Source organism: Streptomonospora halophila, assembly GCF_039542725.1.
Taxonomy (GTDB): domain Bacteria; phylum Actinomycetota; class Actinomycetes; order Streptosporangiales; family Streptosporangiaceae; genus Streptomonospora; species Streptomonospora halophila.
In genome coordinates, this window is record NZ_BAABIK010000011.1 from 1 (window position 1) to 20071 (window position 20071).

The following is a 20071-nucleotide window of genomic DNA, read 5'->3' on the forward strand; positions in this document are numbered from 1 at the left end:
GCGGCACCGTCGCCGCCCGTTGCGGCCGGGGGCGCCGCCGGCGCGGGAGCGCCCCGGGGCACGGGAGCGGCGCCGGGTGCGGGCGCCGGGGTATCCGCCTCGGGCGCGGATGCGGAGGCCGCCGGGCGGCCCGCGACCTCGTCGTCCAGCCGGCCCAGGAACTCCCCCGCCATCCTCTTGGCCACGCCGGCGAGCATGCGCTGCCCGACACCGCCGACCATGCCGCCCACCACGGCGTCGGCGTCGTAGGAGAGCTCGGTGCGCCCGTCGCCCAGGTCCGCCAGGCGCACCCCGATCTCGGCGGTGACCGTTCCGGGTGCGCCCGAGCCCTGGGCGCGCATCGTCAGCGACTCCGCCGGCCGCAGGTCGCACAGCCGCACGCCGCCCTGGAAGGTCCCCTTGATCGAGCCGACTCCGGCGCTGACCGTGCCCCGGTACTCGTCGGGGCCGACGCGCTCCAGGCTCTCGCAGCCGGGGATCGCCCGGGCGAGCGCCTCGGGGTCGAGCATGCGGTCCCAGACCCGCTGCGCGGGTGCCTGCAGTGTGGCGCTGCCGGAGATCTTCAACGGGGCTCCCTCGCGGACGGGACGGACGGGTCGGGGTCGACGGATCCGGCGGACGGCGGGCGAGCGGGGACCGGGGGCACCCGCGGGTCTCCGGCGGCGTGGCGGCGGCGCAGCTCGAACAGATCCGGCGGGGAGATCGGCATGCGGTCGATGCGGAACCCCTCGGCGTCCTCCACGGCCGCGGCGAGCGCCGCCGAGGCGGGGATGACCCCGGCCTCGCCGGCCCCTTTGACGCCCAGCGGGTTGAGCGGGCTGGGTGTCTGCATGTGCGCGATCTCCACGGTCGGGACCTCGCTGGCGTAGGGCATCAGAAAGTCCATCAGCGAGGCGTTGAGCAGCTGGCCGTCGGAGTCGTAGGCCATGCGCTCGTACAGCGCGCCGGCGACGCCCTGGGCGACGCCGCCGTGGACCTGCCCCTCGACGATGCGCGGGTTGATCAGGTTGCCGCAGTCGTGGACGACGCAGTAGCGCAGGATGCGGATCTCGGCGGTGTCGGGGTCGGTCTCGACGACGGCCGCGTGCGCGCCGTTGGCGAAGGTGCAGCGCAGCGGCGAGTGGTAGTCGGTGCCCTCCAGGCCCGGCGCGTCGCCTTCGGCCACCGGCGGCCGGTCGGGGGCGCCGGCGCCGCTGAACTGGGTGGCCGCGGCGGAGGCGGCGTCGAAGGCGTAGCGCAGCGGGTTGGACAGCACCGCGACGGTGCCCAGCTCGACGCCGTGCGCGGGGCTGCCCTTGACCTGGATCCGCCCTTGGGAGAACTCCAGGTCGCCGGTGTCGGCCTCCAGCGCGTCGGCGGCGATGCGCAGCGCCTTCTCCTTGAGTCGGCGGGCCGCCAGCGCCACCGCGCTGCCGCTGGTCACGGCGCCGCGCGAAGCGAAGGTGCCGACCGAGTAGCCCATGCGCCGGGTGTCGCCGGTGGTGACCTCGACATCGGACAGGGGCACGTCCAGCTCGTCGGCGACGACCTGGGCGAGCATCGTTCCGTGGCCCTGGCCCTGACTGGTCAGGCCGGTGGCCACGCGCACCTTGCCGCTGGTCTCGACCTGGACGTGGCCGCCCTCGTAGGGGCCGGGACCGGTGCCCTCGACGTAGCAGGCCACGCCGATGCCCACACGCCGGCCCGCCTCGCGGGCCCGCTCGCGGTACTCGGCGAATCCGGGCCAGTCCACCAGCTCGCCGATCATCTCCAGCATCCGCGGGTAGTCGCCGGAGTCGTAGATCAGCGGGCGGCCGTCCTGGAACAGCAGGCCCTGGTCGTAGGGCATCTCGGCGGGTGTGATCACGTTGGCCGCGCGCACCGCCAGCCGGTCCAGGCCCAGGTGGTCGGCGATCGCGTCCATGGTGCGCTCCATCGCGAAGACCCCCTGGGGGCGGCCGGCGCCGCGGTAGGGGGTCACGATGGCGGTGCTGGTGTAGAGGCTGCGGAACTCCACGCGGTAGGCGCCGGGCTTGTAGGGGCCGAGCAGCTGGGTGGAGGTCACGATGGGCACGATGACGCCGTAGGGCAGATAGGCGCCGTTGTCGTGCTGGATGTCGACGTCCAGCCCGAGCAGCCGACCGCTGTCGTCGAATCCGACCCGCACCCGCTGGCGCTGGGCGCGCTCGTGCGCCGCCGCGACGAAGTGCTCCCGGCGGTCCTCGACCCACTTGACCTCGCGGCCCAGCCGGCGGGCGGCCCAGGGGACCATGACCTCCTCGGGCCAGGGGTGCACGATCTTGACGCCGAACCCGCCGCCGACGTCGGGCACCACCACCTCGACCTGGCCCAGCGCCAGCTCCAGTTTGGCGGCCACGGCGGCGCGCACGCCGGTGGCGGTCTGGGTGGAGCTGTAGACGCGCAGGCGGCCGTCGTCGCTGCCTGTGGAGCCGGTCGGGGGCTCCCAGCGGGCATAGACGCCGCGCCCCTCCAGGGGGGTGGCGGCGGAGCGCTCGATGTCCAGGTCCAGTTCCAGGGTGTTGGGCGCCCCGCTGACGGCGGCGCGGGCGTCGCCGACCTCCTGGACCAGGTGGGCGGCGACGTTGTCGGCCATGCCCTCGTGCACGGTGCGCTCGGCGGCCGCGGCGGCCTCGATGCCGACCACCGCACCGCCGACCTCGTAGTCGACGCGGATGCGGGCGGCGGCGTCCTCTGCGGCGTAGCGGTCGTCCGCTACGACCATGGCGACGGCTTCGCCGACGTGGTGGACGTACTCGCGGGCCAGCGGGTAGGGGGTGCGGCCGTCGACGATCGAGGGGTGCGGGATCAGCAGCGGCAGCGGTTCGGCCATCGGGCCGGTGAGGTCCTCGTAGGTGTAGACGGCGATGAGGCCGTCGACGTCGACCGCGTCGGCGGCGTCCACGTCGAGGATGCGGGCGTCGGCGTGCGGGCTGCGCACGAACGCGGCGGCGCACGCGCCCGCGCCCAGGTCGTCCAGGAACGCGCCGCGGCCGGCGACCAGGCGCTCATCCTCGCTGCGCTGGACGGGCGCGCCGAACATGCGGGTGCTCACGGGCGGCCTCCCTCCTTCGGGGATGCGGCGGAGTGCGGGCCGTCCGCCGCACCGGCCCGCCCGGCGGGGCGGCGCGCCTCGGGAGCGCCGGAGGCGCCGTGCTCGCGGGTGATCTCGGCGGTGCGCAGCACGGCGGCGACGATGTTCTGGTAACCGGTGCAGCGGCACAGGTTGCCGGTGACGGCCTCGCGGGCGTCGTCCTCGCCGGGGTCGGGGTTGTCCCGCACATACGCGGCGACCAGGGTGAGGAAGCCCGGGGTGCAGAACCCGCACTGCAGCGCGTGGCACTCGGAGAAGGCGCGCTGAACGGGGTGCGGGGTGCCGTCGGGCGCCGCCAGACCCTCGACGGTGGTGATGTCGTGCCGGGCGGCGCTGACGGCCAGCATCAGGCAGGAGCGCGCCGGCTGCCCGTCGACGAGGACGGTGCAGGCGCCGCAGACACCGTGCTCGCAGCCGACGTGGGTGCCGGTGAGCCCCAGGTCGTGGCGCAGGCAGTCCGACAGCAGGCGGCGGGCGGGTACGCGGGCGCTGTAGCGGACCCCGTTGACGTGCAGCCGGATGTCGTGCTGTTCCTCGGTCATCGGATCGCTCCGGTGTCGGCGGCGGGGGCGGCTGTGGTGTCGGCGGAAGCCGCGGCGGCCGCCCGGGCCAGGGCGCGCCCGGTGAGGATCCGCGCGAGGTGGCGGCGGTAGTCGGCGCTCGCGTGGATGTCGTCCTCGGGGTCGGAGCGCTCGGCGGCCGCGGCGGCGGCCTCGTCCAGCTCGCCGGGCAGCGCCCGGGTACCCGACAGCCGAGGCGTCAGGTCGACCAGGAGGGGCACGGGCGCCGCTGAGACCAGGCAGCATCGGGCGGCGGTGACGCGCCCGTCGGGGTCCAGGGTGAGCGCCGCGGCCGCACCGCAGAGGGCGTAGTCGCCGTGGCGCCGCGCGATCTCGACGAACGCGGTGCCGGTGCCGGGCGCGGGCCGGGGGAACCGGGCCGCAACGGCGATCTCGCCGGGCGCCAGGGCGGTCTCCATCGGGCCGGTCGTGAACTCGGCGGCGGGCACCGTGCGCGCTCCGGCGGGGCCGCGAAGCTCGACCGCGCCGTCCAGGAGGGCCAGCACGGCGGGCATCTCCCCGGCGGGGTCGGCGTGGACGATGCTGCCCACGGTGGTGCCCCGGTTGCGGATCACCGGGTGGGCGACCAGCCGCAGCCCCTGCCGGAGCAGCGGCACCGCCGCGGCCGCGGCGGTATCGGCCTCCAGTTGCGAATGGCGCACCAGCGCGCCGACCCGCACGCCGTCGGCGCCCGTGCCGATCCCGCCCAGCCCGGCGACGCCGTTGATGTCGACGACGACCCGCGGCTGGGCCAGGCGCATGTTCAGCAGCGGTATGAGGCTCTGCCCGCCGGCCAGGACCTTGCCCTGCTCGCCCGCCTCCGCCAGCAGGCCGACGGCCTCGTCCAGCTCGGTGGGCGCGTGGTAGGCGAACGGCGGTGGCTTCACGGCACTCCTTTCGCGGCGGGCCCGCGGCCTGCGGCGGGCTTCGGGCGGGCGGCGGCACGCGGGGTCAGGCGCCGGCGCCCGACCCGTCACGCCCTTCCTTCCCGGTCTCACCGCCTCCAGTGCTGCCGGACTCCGCGTCTTCCCCGGACACCGCGTCGACGCCGCTGCCCAGGACGACACCGGCACCGGAGTCGGGCCTGCGCACGCCGGCGTCGCCGTCGGGTGCGGGCCGCATGCTCTGCGGCGCCAGGCGGTGGAGCAGGTGGTAGCCGGCGAGGATGATGATCGTGCCCAGGGCGATGCCCTCCAGCGCGAAGCCCTCGGTGATGCGCAGGCTGACCCCGCCGATTCCGGCGATCAGCCCGGCCGCCAGGGGGACCAGCACGATCGGGTTGCCGAAGTCGACCCGGTTCTCCACCCAGATCTTCGCGCCGAGCAGGCCGATCATGCCGTAGAGGACCACGGTGATGCCGCCGAGCACACCGGCGGGGGTGGCGGCGACCAGTTCGCCGAACTTGGGGCAGAGCCCGAAGAGCACGGCCACGATCGCGGCCACGTAGTAGGCGGCCGTGGAGTAGACGCGGGTGGCGGCCATGACGCCGATGTTCTCGGCGTAGGTCGTCGTGGGCGAGCCGCCGACCGCGCTCGCCAGGCTGGTGGCCAGGCCGTCGGCGAAGATCGCACGGCCCATGTAGGGGTTGAGGTCGTCGCCGGTCATCTCCTGGACGGCCTTGACGTGGCCCGCGTTCTCGGCGATCAGCGCGATGACGGCGGGCAGCGCCACGAGCACGGCGGAGGCCTGGAAGGCGGGCGCGTGGAAGTCGGGCAGGCCGATCCAGGCGGCCTCGCCGACGGCTGAGAGGTCGACGCGCGGCGCGGCGCCCCCGCCCTGGCCCTCGGGCAGCGCTGCGGCGCCCAGCACCAGGTCGAACAGCCACGAGAGCACGAAGCCGAAGACCAGGCCGAGCAGAATGGTGATGCGGCCGAGGAAGCCGCGCAGCAGCACGGTCGCCAGGATGACGAACGCCATGGTGAGCAGCCCGACCCACTGGTCGAAGGGCCAGTAGTTCTCGGCCACCACCGGCGCGAGGTTGAAGCCGATCAGCATCACGACGGCGCCGGTGACCGCGGGCGGGAACGCGGCGAGCACGGCTCGGGGGCCGAGCAGGTGGATGGCGATGCCCGACAGGGCCAGTACCAGGCCGGCGACCATGATCGCGCCGGTGAGCAGGGCGGGGTTGGCGCCGCCGGGCGAGATCGCGGCCGCGGCGGCCACGAACGAGGCGCTGGTGCCCAGGTAGCTCGGTACCCGGCCCTGGACGATGAGCAGGAAGAGGATGGTGGCCAGACCCGACATCATGATGGCGAGGTTGGGGTCCAGGCCCATGATGACGGGGAAGACGAAGGTCGCGCCGAACATGGCGACGACGTGCTGGGCGCCCAGTCCCGTGGTGCGCCCCCACGACAGGCGCTCCTGGGGGCGGACCACCTCTCCGGGAGGCGGTGCGCTGCCGTCGCCGTAGAGCTTCCACCGCAAGCCGAGGTTCACTGGGGGGCCTCCAGGTGTGACGTGTCCGTTGCGGCCGGGGCGCGGGGCGCGCCTGTGCGGGGCACGCGCTCGGTTCGGCGGGTCACCGCTACGTGATCCAGTTCACTTCCGGGCAACCTTAGGTCCCGGCCGGGGCGGCGGCACTGGCGATTTCTGCCAAAGCACCGCCCGGTCGTTGGCGCGGCGGCACCCCGGATCCGACTCCGGCCGCATGTGCTCCCACAGTCCGGCACAGGAGTGTGACGGCGCCGTCGCCGCCCGGTTGCGCAGCGGTAACCGATACCGGCGCGGCGCAGGGGCCAAGCGCGCGGACCGCCGGGGCGCCGGCTTCCGCGGGCCGAGCGCGAACACCGTCCGCGCCCTCTTGATGGCCGAGCGTGCCGGGTTTACGATACGGGTCCGCGTGATACGGGCCCGACGGGTCGAGGCCGCATCCTCCGCCCTACTGTCGAACCGCTTCGAGGACTCATGTCTGCGCAATCCCCCTCGCCCGCGCGCCCGCCGCGCCCCTCGTCCCCGGTCCGCACCGCCCTGCGGCGGACCCTGGTCATCGGCGCCGTCGTCCCGCTCGCGCTGACCACCCTGTTCACCGGCAGCGCCTTCGCCCACGGCTCGACCGTCGATCCCGCCTCGCGCAACTACGGCTGCTGGGAGCGCTGGGGCGACGACTTCCAGAACCCCGACATGGCCACCGAGGACCCCATGTGCTGGCAGGCCTGGCAGGCCGACAGCACCGCGATGTGGAACTGGAACGGCCTCTACCGCGAGAACGTCGGCGGAGACCACCGGGGCGCCATCCCCGACGGCCAGCTCTGCAGCGCCGGGCGCACCGGCGGCGACCGCTACGCCGCGCTGGACGAGCCCGGCCCATGGCACACCACCCCGGTGCAGAACGACTTCACCGTCACGGTGCACGACCAGGCTCTGCACGGCGCCGACTACATCCGCGTCTTCGTCACCGAGCAGGGATTCGACCCCACCACCCAGCGGCCGGCCTGGGACGACCTCGAACTGCTCGCCGACACCGGAACCATTCCGCCGGGCGAGGGCTCGCCCTCCGACGGGGAGTCCCTCAACGGTGTCTCGATCGACATCGACGTCAGCGCACCCGGCCGCACCGGCCACCACATCGTGTACATGATCTGGCAGGCCAGCCACTACGACCAGGTGTTCTACGCCTGCAGCGACGTCTCCTTCCCCCAGGCCTGATCCGCGCCCCGGGCGCCCCGCCCGCCCGCCGGTGCGGCTCGGCGGGCGGGGCGCCCGGCCGCGTCAGCCGCGGAGGTCGCGCATCCGGACGGCGCGCAGCGCGACCATGAGGTTCAGGCGCAGGTGGGGGTCGGTGCTGAAGGGGCCGAGCATGCGTTCGAGCTTGCCGATGCGGTAGCGCAGGGTGTTGTAGTGAAAGTGCAGCAGCCGCGCGGTCTCGGCGACGTTGAGGTTGTTGTCCAGCAGGGTCTCCAGCGTGGTGCGCAGGTCGTCCTGCTCGGGCGATCCGGTTCGCGCCAGCTCCCCCAGGACCTCCTCGGTGAACGAGCGCAGCTCGGCCGTGTCGGTGATCTGGCTGAGCAGGCGGTAGACCCCCAGGTCGTCGAACTCGGCCACCGCACCCGGTCCGCTCAGCCGCCGTCCGACCCGCGCGGCCTGGCGGGCCTGGTCGTAGGCGTGGGGCAGGTCCGCGGGGCGCTCGGCCACCCGGCTGATCCCGGTGGCGAAGGGCCGCCGCCCCCCTCCCCCGTCGCCGGCGACCTGGGCGATCGCCTGGCGGACGTGGCGGCCCGGTCCGGCGCCCCCGCCGTCGGCGCCCATCAGCACCACGACCTCCTGGCTGTAGCCCACCACCGCCGCTCCGGGGTCGCGTTCGCGCACGACCATGCTCCAGGCCGCGGCGAACCGCTCGTGAGCCGGCCGCAGTTCGCCCGCCGCCGGCACCGGCGAGCCCGCCTCGCCGTCCAGCTCGGCCACCACGACGACCAGCGGCCGGTCGATGTCCCAGCCCAGGCTCGCGCAGTGGCTGCTCACGTGCTCGTCGCCGCCGGCGCGCCCGGCCAGCAGGTCACGCAGGAAGTCGCCCCGGTACTTGCCCTCGACCGCCGCCACCGCCAGGTCGCGGGTGATGACCAGAGCCGCGGTGGCCGCCGCGCGCTCCAGCAGGTGCACATCGGCGGGCTCGGCGCTGCGCCCGCGGGTGATAAGTACGACGCGGCCGTGGTCGAGGCTGCCCGCCAGCACCGGCACCTGCACCACGCGCGGTTCCTCGTCGTCGAGCGCGCGTGCGCCGTGCTTGAAGTCCTCCACCCGGAACCGGCCTCCGTGGGTGTCGAAGTACGCCGGGTCGGCGAGCAGTGCCTCGTCCATCCCCGACCGGGCCAGCACGCGGCCGTCGGGCGTGGTGACCATGACGCCGCCGTCGAGCAGATCCGGCAGCTTCCGCGTGATCGCCGCCAGCCCTCCCCCGGCGAGGATGACGTCGACCAGTACCCGGTGCACCTCCTCGGCGCGCGCCAGCGTGGCGGCCTGGCGGTTGAGGATGTCGGTGAGCAGTTGGTTGAGGACGTCGTCGAAGGCCACCGCACCGCTCAGCCGCAGCAGCGGCAGTCCCAGCGCGTCGGCGGTGCGAAGCACCTCGTCGGGCAGGGTGTCGACGTAGCGGCCGAGCTTGATGGCCACCGCGGCCAGCCCGCGCCCGTCCAGCTCGCGCACGAGCCCCGCCAGGTCGCCCGCGCTGCGCAGCGGGTAGCCGGTGGTCAGCAGCAGCTCGTTGGGCTTCACCCAGGGCAGGATGTCGGGGACCTCCATGACGTTGAGCCGCTGGATCACCCGGTCCAGACCGCTCGCGCCCGCCAGCACCTCGGTTCCGGCCAGGCTCGACAGGCTGAGCGCGTCGGCCACGGAGAGCCCCCGTGCCAACGTGCTCGCCGTGTGGACCGGGTCGGCGCTAGGCAGATCCTGTCCAGCTCGGGTCCCATCGTTGGCAACGTTTTCCATGGGTCGACGATAGCCCCCGCCCGTAGCGTCGGCTTGCGGGTCCGCTGGATACGGGCCGTGCGGCGGCGTGAAGGGAGGGGTGCCATGGCAGCCGGGCCGCCGTTCGCGGTGGCGGCGCCGGGCACCGGCCCGCCGGGCCCGGGCGAGGACGCGCGGGCGGACGGTGCGCGCGAGACGCCCGGGCCCGAACACGCCCGCTCCGCGGGGCGCGCGTGGCCCGCCGCGGCATCCTCCGCGCTTTATGACATTGTGAGCGGCCCATTTCGGCCGTCGCGAATACTGGGCGTGTCACGTCTGGCGGTCTACCTTGAAATCGAGGACCCGCACGAGGCGACGGTGATCGCTCTCCTGGCACGAGACGCCGTCCGGTTGCCCAACGGGCTGGTCCTCGTCGACACGCAGAGCGTGGGGCCGTTCGCCGACGTCGCCGAGGCGACGTCGGTCCGCATCGGTCGATGCTCCGCGGTGTTCGACGGCCCCACCGGCCCGCGTACCGTCCGCGCGGGCCGGTGGTGGCGTCCTCCCCTGCCGCGCACCGCACGCCCCGACCGCCTGGCCGCGGCCGCCGCGGAACTCGACCGTGCTCTGCGCGGCGCAGCAGGCGGCCTGCCCGCCGCGGCCGCCGACCCGCTCGACGCCGACCTCGCACGCCCCGACGCGGCCGAGGAGGCCTGCAGGCGCCTGGTCGGCCTCGGCCCCGGACTCACCCCCAGCGGCGACGACCTGCTCTGCGGTTACCTGCTCGCGGCCCGCCACCTGGGCGCGCCGGCCGCCGCGGACGCCCTCGCCGCCGCGGTGCGGCGCGCGGCGCCGGCTACCACCGCGCTCTCAGCCGACCTGCTGCGCCACGCGGCCGCCGGCCGGGCCTGCCCGCAGGCGGTCGGCGTACTCGACGCCCTCTCCGGCCGCGCCCCGCTGGCCCCCGCTCTGCGAGCGCTGCGCGGCATCGGCCACACCTCCGGCACGGACCTGGCGCTGGGCCTTTCGGCCGGTGCCCGCGCGGCGCTGCGCAGCGCCGGTACCCACGACACAGGGAGCAGTCCATGACCACGGAACCGGCGACCGCGGTGCGCGTCGAGGTGCGCAAGGGCGCCTACCGCGACTCGGTGGCTTTGATGCGCGTCACCCGCGAGGTGGCGGCCGCGCCCGGGGTGGAGTCGGCGCTGGTGGCCATGGCCACCGACCTCAACCTGGGCATCCTCGCCGACATGGGCGCCGACGCGCCGGAGGGCGCCGGGCCCGACGACCTGCTGATCGCGGTGCGCGCGGCCGACGAGGAGGCGCTGGCCGGTGCACTGACCGCAGCCGAAACCGAGCTCGCGGCGATGTCGGCGGGCGGTCGCGGGGCCGGGGCGGGCGAGCCGTCCGATGAGCCGCCGCGCACGCTGCGCACCGCGGCCCGGCGCGCCGCCGCCGACGGGAACCCGGCCACGATCGCGCTGGTGTCGGTGCCCGGCCGCTACGCCGCTGCCGAAGCCTTCGACGCGCTGGAGTCCGGGCTGGACGTGATGGTCTTCAGCGACAACGTGCCCGTCGAACAGGAGGTGGCGCTCAAGCGCACCGCCGAGGGGCTGGACCGGCTGGTGATGGGGCCCGACTGCGGCACCGCGGTGGTGAACGGAGCCGGCCTCGGCTTCGCCAACGCGGTGCGGCCGGGACCGGTGGGCGTCGTCGCCGCATCGGGCACCGGTGCGCAGCAGGTGATGTGCCTGCTGGACGCGGCCGGGACGGGTATCAGCCACTGCCTGGGCGTGGGCGGGCGGGACCTGTCCGCGGAGGTCGGCGGGATCTCCACCCGCCGCGCGCTGCGGATGCTCGACGAGGACCCCGCCACCGAGCGGATCGTCCTGGTCTCCAAGCCTCCCGCACCCGGAGTCGCCGAGGAGGTGCACCGGCTGGCCGCCGGGTTGGCGACACCGGTGCACACGGTGCTCGTGGGCACCGGCGACTCCGACATCGCCGCGGCGGTCGCCGAGGTCGCCGCCGCGACAGGAGGCGAGCCGCCGCACTGGCCGCGGTGGCTGCCGGACAGCGCACCCCCGCGCCGCGAGGGCGCGCTGCGCGGGCTCTTCTGCGGGGGCACGCTCGCCCAGGAGGCCGCCGCCATCGCCGCCCGCACCCTCGGCCCGGTCGCCTTCGCCGCCGGCCCCGCCGAGGCGCGGGCGCCCGGGCACCTGGTGGTCGACTTCGGCGAGGACGCCTTCACCCTCGACCGCCCTCATCCGATGATCGACCCGGCCCTGCGCACCGAGCGCTTCGCCGCAGAGCTCTCCGACCCGGGCACCTCCGCTGTGCTGGCCGACGTCGTGCTGGGCCACGGCGCCCACCCGGACCCGGCGGCGGGCCTGGCCGCGGCGCTGGAGGCGGCCGGGCCGCGGCGCCCGCACGTCGTGGTGTCGCTCTGCGGCGCCGAGGCGGACGTGCAGGGCACGGCGGGGCAGGCCGAGCGGCTGCGCCTGGCCGGCGCCGAGCGCCACCTGGCCAACTCCGCCGCCGCGCGCCGCGCGGCCGCGCTCGCCTCCGGCGCGGAGCCCGCCTGATGGCCGGCCGCGCCGTACCGCCGCCGGCGCCCGCGGGAACCGACAACGGCACCGCCCGACCCGGGTGGCGCCTCGCGAAGGGCAGGATGCGATGAGCACGTCCCGACTCCTCACCGACGACCCCGTCGTGGTCGCCTCCGGCGCGCGGCTGCTGTCGGAGGCGCTGGCCGCCCAGGCCGTGCCGGTCGCCGACACCGGGTTCCGCCCGCCGATGGCCGGGGCCGAGGGCGACACGGCGGCGGACCTCGCGCGAGTCATGGCCGACCCGCGCCGCGCCGCCGCCAACGCCGAGGCCGTGCGCCGGCTCCTCGCGGTGCGCCCCCGCCTGGTGGACGTGCGTCCGGCGGGCGAGGCGCTGGGCCTGCGCCGCGGCTCGTTCCTGCACGCCGGACCGCCCGTCGGCTGGGAGCGCGCTTCGGGCCCGCTGCGCGGCGCGCTGATGGGCGCGGCGGTCTTCGAAGGGCTCGCCGAGAGCCCCGAACAGGCCGAGGCCGAGCTGCGGCGGGGCGGAGCCGACCTGGAGCCCTGCCACCACCGCGGCGCGGTGGGACCCATGGCCGGCGTGGTGAGCCCGTCGATGTGGGTCTTCGAGGTGGCCGACGCCGAGACCGGCCGCCGGTCGTGGTGCTCGCTCAACGAAGGGCTGGGCGCGGTACTGCGCTACGGCGCCTATGGCCCCGAGGTCGTCGAGCGGCTGCGCTGGATGTCGGAGGTGCTGGGCCCCCTGCTGCGCGACGCGGTGCGCGCACACGGTCCGCTCGACCTCGGCGCGGTCCTGGCCCAGATGCTGCAGATGGGCGACGAGGGCCACAACCGCAACCGCTCGGGCACCCTGATGCTGCTGCGCGCCCTGCTGCCCGACCTGCTGACGGTCGGCGCGCCGGCCTCCGACGTCGCCGCGGCGGCCGACTTCATCGGCGGCAACGACCACTTCTTCCTGAACCTGGCCATGCCCGCCGCCAAGCTCATGGCCGACGCCGCCCGCGGCGTCCCCGGCTCGACCGCCGTGGTGGCGATGGCGCGCAACGGCACCGATTTCGGCATCCAGGTCTCCGGCTGCGGCGACCGGTGGTTCACCGCGCCCGCACTGACCCCCGAAGGCCTGTTCCTGGGCTCCTACGGGCCTGAGGACGCCAACCCCGACATCGGCGACTCCACCATCACCGAGACCTGCGGGCTGGGCGGGTTCGCCATGGCCGCGGCGCCGGCGATCGTGCGCTTCGTCGGCGGCGACGCCGGCTTCGCGCTGCGCACCACGCGCAGCATGTACGAGATCACGCTGGAGGAGAACCCCGCCTTCCAGCTGCCCATCCTGGACTTCCGCGGTGCGCCGACCGGAATCGACGTGACCCGGGTGGTGCGCTCGGGGATACTGCCGCAGATCAACACCGGTATGGCCGGGCGCGTGCCGGGCACCGGCCAGGTCGGGGCGGGCCTGGTCACCCCGCCCGCAGAGTGCTTCACCGCGGCCGTGGCGGCGCTGGCCTTGCAGGCGCCCGAACCGTCGGGGGCGCCGGCCGCCGGGTAGCCCGCCCGGCCGGGTGCTGCCCAGGGACGCGGCCTCGCCGGGGTTCCGCCGCGACCGCGCGGAGGGCCTACCATTGAGCTGATCCCACTACCGGCCGCAAGGAGCCACCCGAACCCATGTCCGACCAGCGCGTCCTCCGCCCGACACCCATCAGCGGCTTCCCCGAGTGGTCGCCGGAGATCCGGTCCGTGGAGCAGGCCTGGCTGGACCATATCCGCACCGGGTTCGAGCGCTACGGCTTCGCCTCGGTCGAGACGCCGTCGGTGGAGGCCCTCGACGTGCTGATGGCCAAGGGCGAGACCTCTCAGGAGGTCTACACCCTGCACCGGCTGCAGGAGGACGCCGACGACGGCTCCGACGCCCGGCTGGGGCTGCACTTCGACCTGACCGTGCCGTTCGCGCGCTACGTCGCCCAGCACTTCAACGAGCTGACGTTCCCGTTCAAGCGCTACCAGATGCAGCGCGTGTGGCGCGGCGAGCGCCCGCAGGAGGGCCGCTACCGCGAGTTCACCCAGTGCGACATCGACGTGATCAACGTCGACCAGGTGCCGCTGCACTTCGACGCCGAGCTTCCGCGCATCGTCCACGAGGTGCTGACCGGGCTCGACCTGCCGGCGTGGACCATCAGCGTGAACAACCGCAAGGTGCTGCAGGGGTTCTACGAGGGCCTGGGCATCGCCGACCCGATCGCGGTGATCCGCGCCGTGGACAAGCTGCACAAGATCGGCGGCGACGGCGTGCGCGCGATCCTGCTGGAGCGGGCCGGCCTGAGCGAGGAGCAGGCGGCGGCGTGCCTGGAGCTCGCCTCGGTCAAGGGCGCCGACGCCTCGGTGGTGACCGAGGTCAAGCGGATGGGCGTGCAGTCCGCGCTGCTGGAGGAGGGCCTGGAGGAGCTCGGCTTCGTCCTGGAGTCGCTGGCCGACCTGCCCGCGGGCAGCGTGGTGGCCGACCTGTCCGTCGCGCGCGGCCTGGACTACTACACCGGCACCGTCTACGAGGCCGCCTTCGACGACGACCCCGCATACGGCAGCATCTGCGCGGGGGGCCGCTACGAGGACCTGGCCGGGCAGTTCATCCGGCGCCGGCTGCCGGGCGTGGGGATCTCCATCGGGCTGACGCGCATCTTCGCCAAGCTGGTGGCCGAGGGCCGCATCGCGCCCGGGCGCTCCTGCCCCACCGACGTGCTGGTGGCGGTGCCCTCGGCCGAGCGCCGCGGCGAGGCGCTGCGAACCGGTGCGCTGCTGCGCGGGCGCGGCATCAACACCGAGGTGTTCCACCAGGCGGCCAAGATCGGCAAGCAGATCCAGTACGCCTCGCGCAAGGGCATCCCCTACGTCTGGTTCCCGCCGTTCGAGGACGGCCGCGAGCACGAGGTCAAGGACCTCGGCAGCGGCGAGCAGGCCCCGGCCGACCCCGCGGAGTGGCGACCCTGATCCGCCGCCCGGCGGCGGGGCGCTGAGCGGGCCACAGGGCGCTCCCGCCGCCCCGGTACCACGGCGGGGCGGCTTCCTCCCGCCTGTTCACAGCCGGTGCCGGAACCGGCCATTCCCAAGACAACCCCCTACCCGCGTGCAAGACTGCTGAGCACGGCCGACGCCGGTGTGGGTGCCTCTGCGCGCCCCGGCGCGGCCACGACGACGCGGCCGCCTAGTGAACGAGGCCATGACCACCCCGCGCCCATCCCCGCCCCGCGCGGCCGGCGAACTCATCGGCCGCGAACGCGACATCGCCGACCTCTGCAGGGTCGTCGGCGGCAACCGGCTTGTCTCCCTCACCGGCAGCGGCGGAATGGGCAAGACCCGCTTGGCCGTGCGGGTCATGGAACTGGCGGAGCCGCGCTTCGCCGACGGCGTCCGCTTCGCCGACCTCGGCGAGGCGGCCTCGCCCGACCAGGTGGTCCGTGCCGTCGCCCGCTCGCTGCGGGTGCTGGAGAACAGCGAGAAACCGCCGCTCGACGCCATCGTCACCGACCTGCGCGACAAGCGCGCACTGGTGCTGCTGGACACCTGCGAGCGCGCGGTGGCGCCGCTGGCGGACCTGTGCCGCGAGGTGCTCGCCTCGTGCCCGGGGGTGCACATCCTGGCGACCAGCCGCCAGCCGCTGCGCGTGCCCGGCGAGTCCGTCTGGCGCGTACCCCCGCTGTCGCTGCCGCCGGCGCCGCGGTTGCGCGAGGACGGCGCCCGCGTGCGGCCGGTCCCGCCCGAGCACACCCGGCGCTACGAGGCGGTGCGCCTCTTCGCCGCCCGCGCGCAGCAGGCGCGCCCCGGTTTCCGCTTGACCGCCGAGAACGCCGACGGCATCACCAGGATCTGCCGGATGCTCGACGGCGTCCCGCTGGCCATCGAACTCGCCGCCGCCCGGGTGCGCGTGCTTTCCGTCCAGCAGATCCTCAACCGCCTGGACGACCGCTTCCGGCTGCTGGTGGCGGCGGGCGACGCGCTGCCCGCCCGGCAGCGGACCCTGCGCGCGGTCCTGGAGTGGAGCCACGACCTGCTCAGCCACCCTGAACAGGTGCTGCTGCGCCGACTCACCGTATTCGGCACCTGGAACCTGGAGCAGGCCGAGAAGGTGTGCGGGCACGGCGACGTCGATCCCGGCGACGTGCTGGAGCTGCTTTCCTCGCTGCTGGACAAGTCGCTGGTCGTGCTCGACACCGAGGTCGACGAAACCGTCTACTACCGGCTGCCCGAAACCGTGCGCGCCTACGCCGCCGAGCGCCTCGCCGCCGCCGGCGAGGAGGACGACTGCTGGCGGCGCTGCCTGGACGAGGCGGTCGGCCGGGCGGAGGCGATGGCCGCCGCGATCGCCCGGCCGCTGCCCTGGTCGCGGCGGCTGGCGCTGCTGCACCTGCTCGACCACCACCGCGAGAACACCGCCCGCCTGCTCACCTGGGCGCAGCGCAACGGCCGCGCCGAGGAGGGGCTGCGGCTGTGCGTGGCGCTGCGCCCCTACTGGTTCGTGCGCGGGCTCTTCATCGACGGCACCCGGTCGCTGCGCCAGCTGCTGTGGATCTCCCCCGAGTCCCAGCCGCCCCCGGTGCGGGCCCGCGCGCTCGCGGTGCACGCCGAGTTGTGCCTGGAGGTCGAGGGCGCCGGCACCGCGGTCTCCATCGCCACCTCGGCGCTGGAGACCGCGCGCGAGTGCGACGACACTCCCGCCGAGGCCGTCGCGCTGGGCGTGCTGGCCGCGGCGGCGCTGCGCATGGGCCAGGACGGCGCCTCCACCGGCCACGCGCACATGGCGCTGGCGGCCGCCGAGCAGGCGGGCGACCACTTCACCGAGGTCTACGCGCTGGGCACGCTCGGGCGGTTGGCCCGCAGGCGCGGCGACGCCAGCATCGCCGAGGAGTACCTGCACCGCAGCATCGCCGCGGCCGAGCGCCTGGACGACCGCTGGTGCGTGGCGCGCTCCCTCCAAGGGCTGGGCGTGCTGGCCACCCAGCGCGGCGAGCTTGAGGCCGCGGCGCGCCGGCTCGACCGCGCGCTGCGGATACTCGCCGAGATGGGCGTGGCGCCCCAGACCGCCCGCTGCTCGGCGTCGATGGGCTACCTGGAACTGGCGCGCGGCGACATCTCCGGTGCCCGGCGCCTGTTCTCCGGCGCCCTGCGCATCAGCTCCGCAGCGGGCCGGCGCGGCGCCATGGCACGGGCGCTGGAGGCGCTGGCCGAGCTCGCCCTCACCGAGGAGCAGCCCGAGCGCGCGGCGTCGCTGGCGGGGGTCGCCGCTCGGCTCTACACGGCGCTGCAGCAGCCCTCTCCGCGCGCCGAGCGCCTCTACCGGCAGGTCGGGCACATGCTGCCGAGCGATGTCGCGGACAAGGCGTGGAAGGCCTGGCGCCCGCTGTCGCTGGACCAGGTGGTCGAGCAGGCCGTGTCCTTCCCCGCGCCCCGCCGGCCGCTGCCCTCCCTGCTGACGCGCCGTGAGCGCGAGATCGCCGTGCTGGTGGGCGAGTCCATGTCCAACCGGCAGATCGCCGACCACCTGACCATCAGCCAGGCGACCGTCGCCCGCCACGTGGCCAACATCTTCCGCAAGCTGCTGATCACCTCGCGCGCGCAGCTGGCGGCATGGGTGGACGAGCACCGGCTGGAGCGCTGATCCGCTCCGCGTCCGCCCGCCCCGCGACCGGCTTCGGCGCCGCCACCTGCACAGGCGCATCACCGCGGAGCCGATTCCGCCGTATCGCTTGCATACCGAGAGTGCACCTAATAAGACAGAGCCCTAGGCACGAGCACGCACCATCACGTACCCGACCCCGCCCTTACCCCCAGGCAAGGTGAGCGCGGCCCCCGAACCGCCTACTCGCGTGAAGGCCATGGCAACTCAGACCGCGCCCGCGCGGCAGAACCTCCCCGTTGAATCCGACAGCCTCATCGGCCGCGACCGCGATCTGAGCGAACTGCTCAGGCTGCTGGAAACCGACCGCGTGCTCACGCTCACGGGTGCCGGCGGGATCGGCAAGACCCGGCTCGCGCTGCGCCTGGCCGCCCAGGCCACCGCGTCCTTCCCCGACGGTGTCTGGCTCGCGGCCCTCGCCGACGTCTCCACCCGCGCCGAGGTCACCGCACGGCTCTGCGGCGCACTGGGTGTTACCGAGGAGGGCAACCGCGATCCGCTGGAGACCGTCTGCGACGCGCTGCGCGGGCGCACTCTGCTGCTGGTGTTCGACGGCGTCGACGGTGTGGCCGACCACGTGGCCGAGATCGCCGGGACGCTGATGTCCTCCTGCCCCTCAGTGTCGCTGCTGGTGACCGGGTGCGAACCGCTCCGCATCGGACGCGAGACCGTGTGGCGGGTTCCGCCGCTGCCCGTCCCGACCGCCTGCGACGGCGCCGAGCCCGCTGCCGACGGCGCGGTGCGGCTGTTTCTGGAACGGGCACGCGCCGCGGTCTCCGACTACGCCTCCTCTCCCGAGGAGCTGGCCGCCGTCAACCGGATCTGCCGCAGGGTGGACGGTATACCGCTGGCCGTGGAGCTGGCCGCCGCGTGGGCGGGGCGGGTCGACGCCGTCGGCATCGACGCCGGACTGGCCGCGGCGCTGGAGGGCGCGGGGGCCGGCGCGGAGCGCAACGGCGCGCCGCGCTCCCTCGTGCTCGACGCGGTGGTCGGCTGGAGCCACTCGCTGCTGAGCATGCCCGAGCGCGTCCTGCTGCGGCGGCTCTCGGTCTTTCCGAACTGGTGCCTGGAGCTGGCCGAGAGCGTCTGCGCCGAGGAGCCGCTGGCCGAGAACGACGTCCTCGACCTGCTCTCGGCACTGCTCGATCGATCGCTGATCACGCTGACCGGCGAGCACCTGAACCGGGTGCGCTACCGGCTGCCCGCCCCGGTGCGCGAGCATGCCCGCGAGCGGCTGGCCGAGGCGGGCGAGGACGTGGGTGTCCGCGCCCGCCACACCTCCCGCGTGACGGCGGTCGCCGAGGACCTGGGCCGCGTCGCGCTGGCAAGCCGCGCGATGCCGTGGCGGGAGCGGTTCGCCTACTGGGACCGGGCGGTCTCGGAGTACGACAACATCCGTGCCGCCCTGCACTGGGCGGCGCGCGAGGGCCGGGTGCGCGACGGGCTGCGGCTCTGCGCCGGGATGCGGCCCCTGTGGTTCACCTCCTGCCAGTTCGCCGAGGGCGAGGAGTGGTATGCCGCGTTCCTGTCGGCGGCGGAGGCCGGTCCGGACGGGCGTGACGGGCCGGACGAGGCCGCCGGCGCCGACCCGAGCGACGGCGGCCCGGCCACCGGCGCGCTGCGCGGCCGGGTCCTCGTCTACCGGGCCGAGCTCGCCTGGCCGCGGAAGCGGTTCGACGAGACCGCCGCGATGGCCCGCACCGGCGCGGACCTGTGCCGCGCGGCGGAGGACTGGGCCACCGTCTGCCTGGCCGAGAACCTGCTCGCGCTGATCGCCAGTGTCCGCGGCGACGCCGCCGCCGCCAGTCGGCACGTCGCCGGCGTGCTGGAGCTGGCGCGGTCCACGGGCGACCTGTGGAACGAGGCCCTCGCGCTCAACGTGCAGGGGTCGATGGCGGCCCGCGACGGCGCCTTCGCCGAGGCCGACACGCGCTTCAACACAGCGCTGATGATCATGCGCGGCATGGACCACCGCTGGGGTGTGGGCACCACGCTGATGGCCCACGGCGCGGCCGCCGAGGGCCAGGGCGACATGCAGACCGCCGACCGCTGCTACCGCGAGGCGATGGACATCCACCGCACCATCGGCGCCCCGGGGGAGCTGGCGGCATGCCTCGCGGGCGTCGGCCGCGTCGCCCGGCGGCTGGGGTCGGTGACCCAGGCCTGCGACTACCTCGGCGAAAGCCTGCGCCTCAGTCACACCACCGGCCAGCGCGGAGGGCTCGCCGAGACGCTGGCCTCGATCGCCGGCGTCGCCGACCAGCAGGGCATGCGCACGGAGGCGGCCCGGTGCGCCGGCGCGGCGTCGGCGCTGCTGGAGTCCAGCGGCTGGTCCGGCTTCGGTTCGCCGCGCTTCCCGCTGACGGGCGACGTCACGGGGATCGACTCCAACGCGGAGCTCCGCGCCTCCTGGGAGGAGGGTCGCCGGCTGGGTGTCGAGGAGGCGGTGGAGCTGGCGGCCGGCATCGCCGAGTCCGGGCGCATGCCCCGGCCGCGCCCGGCGCCCGCCCCCCTCTCCGCGCCGCCGAGGAAGGCGCTCACCCGCCGTGAGCGCGAGATCGCCCAGCTCGTCGGCGAGGGATGCAGCAACCGCACCATCTCCGAGCGCCTGGTCATCGCGCCGGCCACGGTCGCCCGCCACGTGGCCAACATCAACCGCAAGATGGGCTTCAACTCCCGCACGCAGATCGCCGAGTGGGTCACCCGGCATTCGGGCCGCACCGACCGCGGGTGACCGGCATGGCCGCGCCTACATCCGGTGAACCGGAAACTACATATGCAGGTGCACACGTTTATGCATGTGCAAACGCGC

General features: G+C 74.9%; 13 protein-coding genes. 7 read left to right on the forward strand and 6 right to left on the reverse strand.

What is annotated here, in order from left to right; translation table 11 throughout:
* From ABEA15_RS11100 to ABEA15_RS11120, 5 genes are all read right to left on the reverse strand, one after another.
* The coding region (locus tag ABEA15_RS11100) for an SRPBCC family protein (RefSeq protein ID WP_345556570.1) at positions 1-566 on the reverse strand (566 nt) is incomplete at its 3' end.
* Positions 563-3052 (reverse strand): aerobic carbon-monoxide dehydrogenase large subunit, encoded by a 2490-nt coding sequence (gene cutA / locus ABEA15_RS11105; protein ID WP_345556571.1) that lies wholly within the window; start codon positions 3050-3052, stop codon positions 563-565. The genes cutA and ABEA15_RS11100, both read right to left, overlap by 4 nt.
* Positions 3049-3633, reverse strand: coding sequence for a (2Fe-2S)-binding protein (locus ABEA15_RS11110; RefSeq protein WP_345556573.1), 585 nt, complete (start codon positions 3631-3633; stop codon positions 3049-3051). Before ABEA15_RS11110 ends, cutA begins: the two co-directional genes overlap by 4 nt.
* Positions 3630-4538, reverse strand: a complete 909-nt coding sequence (locus ABEA15_RS11115; protein ID WP_345556574.1) for an FAD binding domain-containing protein — start codon at positions 4536-4538, stop codon at positions 3630-3632. Before ABEA15_RS11115 ends, ABEA15_RS11110 begins: the two co-directional genes overlap by 4 nt.
* A 64-nt stretch (positions 4539-4602) precedes the next feature.
* Positions 4603-6087 carry a uracil-xanthine permease family protein gene (locus tag ABEA15_RS11120; RefSeq protein ID WP_345556575.1) on the reverse strand — a complete coding sequence of 495 codons (1485 nt, stop codon included), beginning with the start codon at positions 6085-6087 and terminating at the stop codon, positions 4603-4605.
* 468 nt (positions 6088-6555) lie between these two features.
* Here ABEA15_RS11120 and ABEA15_RS11125 point away from each other — a divergent pair, with 468 nt between their 5' ends.
* Positions 6556-7296, forward strand: a complete 741-nt coding sequence (locus tag ABEA15_RS11125) for a lytic polysaccharide monooxygenase auxiliary activity family 9 protein (RefSeq protein ID WP_344142173.1) — start codon at positions 6556-6558, stop codon at positions 7294-7296.
* 63 nt (positions 7297-7359) lie between these two features.
* Here the strand turns inward: ABEA15_RS11125 and ABEA15_RS11130 are convergent, their stop codons facing one another.
* Complete coding sequence (locus ABEA15_RS11130) at positions 7360-9075, reverse strand: PucR family transcriptional regulator (RefSeq protein ID WP_345556576.1); 1716 nt, start codon at positions 9073-9075, stop codon at positions 7360-7362.
* A gap of 285 nt (positions 9076-9360) precedes the next feature.
* Between ABEA15_RS11130 and ABEA15_RS11135 the strand changes: the two genes are divergently transcribed.
* From ABEA15_RS11135 to ABEA15_RS11160, 6 genes are all read left to right on the forward strand, one after another.
* On the forward strand, positions 9361-10122 hold the full coding sequence (locus ABEA15_RS11135; RefSeq protein ID WP_344142175.1) for an oxamate carbamoyltransferase subunit AllH family protein: 762 nt from the start codon (positions 9361-9363) through the stop codon (positions 10120-10122).
* Positions 10119-11615 (forward strand): AllF/FdrA family protein, encoded by a 1497-nt coding sequence (locus ABEA15_RS11140; protein WP_345556577.1) that lies wholly within the window; start codon positions 10119-10121, stop codon positions 11613-11615. Before ABEA15_RS11135 ends, ABEA15_RS11140 begins: the two co-directional genes overlap by 4 nt.
* A gap of 91 nt (positions 11616-11706) precedes the next feature.
* Positions 11707-13143 carry a YlbE family protein gene (locus tag ABEA15_RS11145; protein ID WP_344142177.1) on the forward strand — a complete coding sequence of 479 codons (1437 nt, stop codon included), beginning with the start codon at positions 11707-11709 and terminating at the stop codon, positions 13141-13143.
* 116 nt (positions 13144-13259) lie between these two features.
* Positions 13260-14576, forward strand: coding sequence for a histidine--tRNA ligase (hisS, locus tag ABEA15_RS11150; protein ID WP_345556579.1), 1317 nt, complete (start codon positions 13260-13262; stop codon positions 14574-14576).
* 229 nt (positions 14577-14805) lie between these two features.
* Entirely contained in the window at positions 14806-17241 is a 2436-nt protein-coding gene (locus ABEA15_RS11155) for an ATP-binding protein (protein WP_344142179.1), read from the forward strand.
* Between the two features lie 217 nt (positions 17242-17458).
* Positions 17459-19993, forward strand: a complete 2535-nt coding sequence (locus ABEA15_RS11160; protein WP_345556581.1) for an ATP-binding protein — start codon at positions 17459-17461, stop codon at positions 19991-19993.
* The last annotated feature ends 78 nt before the right edge of the window (positions 19994-20071 follow it).